General features: G+C 34.8%; 2 protein-coding genes. Both read left to right on the top strand.

The window, feature by feature from the left end; genetic code table 11:
• Nucleotides 1–210 (top strand): hypothetical protein (locus tag D0T84_RS22700; protein WP_221413166.1); only part of this gene is annotated, 210 nt, incomplete at its 5' end.
• A 9-nt stretch (nucleotides 211–219) separates the two neighbouring features.
• Nucleotides 220–2,094, top strand: coding sequence for a WG repeat-containing protein (locus D0T84_RS22065; RefSeq protein ID WP_163310071.1), 1,875 nt, complete (start codon nucleotides 220–222; stop codon nucleotides 2,092–2,094).
• Nucleotides 2,095–2,240 lie beyond the last annotated feature (146 nt).

Below are 2,240 nucleotides of genomic sequence, written 5' to 3'. Positions count from 1 at the left end.
CGAACAGAGAAGTTAAGCCCGGTCGTGCCGATGGTACTGCAAGTATGTGGGAGAGTAGGTTACCGCCGTTTTAAAAGAGAAGTCCTCATAGGTAAATCTATGGGGACTTTTTGTGTTTATACCGACCGGATGATTGGATGTCTTTCTTATAAAAAGATTTTCCTATCTTTATCTGATATAATTACAGATTACACAAAATATATACTCTGATACATCTTTATGACAAACAGAATAATAATCTTTTTCTTTTGTTTATGCTTTATCCCTAAAGCCTTTTCCCAATATTATTACTATGGAATGTATTCATTGGATGGGAAAGTGATTGTCCCTTGTAAATATAGCAGACTTGGGTATGTGAATGATGAAATATATCTTACTGAGGAAAACGGTTTCTATTCTTTCCTTAATATAAAAACAAAAACAAGTATAAAAGTATCTACACCTTACAGAGACATATTTAAATACAGTACTGATGACTTGTTTATTGCCGTAAGGGAAGTGAATAAAGACAAGGAAAAATATGACTACTGCCTGATTGATATGCAGGGAAATATCAGATCGCCATACTATGATCAAATTACTACAATTCCCAATACAGATAGATATATTGTCCAAAAAGATGAAGACTATGGCATTATAGACTCATCTGTACACTATATAGTACCTATGGGGGAATATAGCTATCTTTCTCTTGAAGATAATAGTATTGTGGCGACTGACAAGGAACAGGAAAAATATGGATTGCTTGATAGCAACGGACAGTGGATACTGCCTCCTGTATATGACTATATAAAGAAAGATATGTATATTTCTCTTCCTGATAATGTACTGTTGGCGGTTCTCGATAAAAGAAAAGGTTTGATTTACTCTGATGGAAGTACTTTGGTTCCCTGTTTGTATGATCGTATCGAGCATTCACAGCACGGATTCCACCTTGTCAGGAAAGATAACAGAACAGAAAATAGTTGGGGAATAATTGATTTGAGTAATCAGGGAAAGGAAATTATCCCATGTGAGTTTTCCAGAGATTTAGATGTGAGATGGAACCATATTTTTTTTAAAGAAAGTTCCGGCTGGATGGGTATGATGAATATGGATGGAAAGCAGATTTTACCTCCTGTTTATCAGGAGATAGATTCACTTGCTCCCGAATTATTCCGTTTAAAGACTTCTGGGTGGTACTATGATAAGTATGGAATTGCTGATACATTAGGTAATATGCTTTTACCGATGCAGTACAATGAAATAGAATCCCGGGGGCAGGCTATTGTGATAAAGAAGGATAAAAAGTACAGTCTGTTTATAGACGGAAAATTATCAGATGATTATTATGACAATATAGACACTTACTCTTGTGGCACTTATATAGTGGAGAATAATCATAAATACGGGCTACTATCGCAAAATGGAGACATTTTAGCTCCGGTTATCTATGACCGTATCGAATATAGGGGAAGCTGTTTCGTAGCGCTCAAAAATGCTCTTGAATATCAAATATTTGACTTAAAAGGACAAACAGATGGAGTGTTATATACATCTATAGTAAGTGTTGATTATTCAGGCGGGAGTATAATCGCTGTAAAAGGTTACCGCTACGGAATAGTGAATGTAGCCGGAAATATTGTGATGCCTTTTCAGTACAGAATGATATCATTTCGTAATGACTTGATATTAGTATGTGATACCCTGAATAATGAAGAATTATATTATGAGGAAAATTCAAAATACCACTTGTTGAAAAATAATAAGCAAAAGTATGCTCTCTATTCTGATATGGGGAGTATAAATGATGATTATTACAAAAAAGCAGGAGTTTATTTTAAAAAAAATGAGATTATAATTGAGGATGATCTAGACGAATATAAATGGCAAATGGTAACAGATAGAGGTAAACCTATTTCGAAACTCTTGTTTGATGAAATACAAGAATACCGTGAGGGGCTTTTTATCTTGGTAAAGGACGGCAAGAAAGGGATAATAGACAGACGGGGAAAAGTTGTGGTTCCTTTCCAATATGATGAGATTGAGATATACGATAAATTTATCTGGGTTATTAAACGCGGGCCTGATTGGAAGCCAATACTTATCGATTAATTATTCTTACTCACTACTGTCCGCTAAAAAACAGAGCGAACTTTTAAAAATTAAAAAATCCGCTCTTCTGCTTATCTTTGTAGTAGCAACAAAACAAAATTAAGCTCATGAGCAAAAGTAGGGATTTTATCGGACAGCCGATATTG

It is taken from the genome of Dysgonomonas sp. 521 (assembly GCF_010501055.1).
In the GTDB taxonomy this organism is placed as follows: Bacteria; Bacteroidota; Bacteroidia; order Bacteroidales; family Dysgonomonadaceae; genus Dysgonomonas.
Note: the sequence above shows the minus strand (reverse complement) of the source record. Positions and strands in the feature narration are given on the sequence as shown.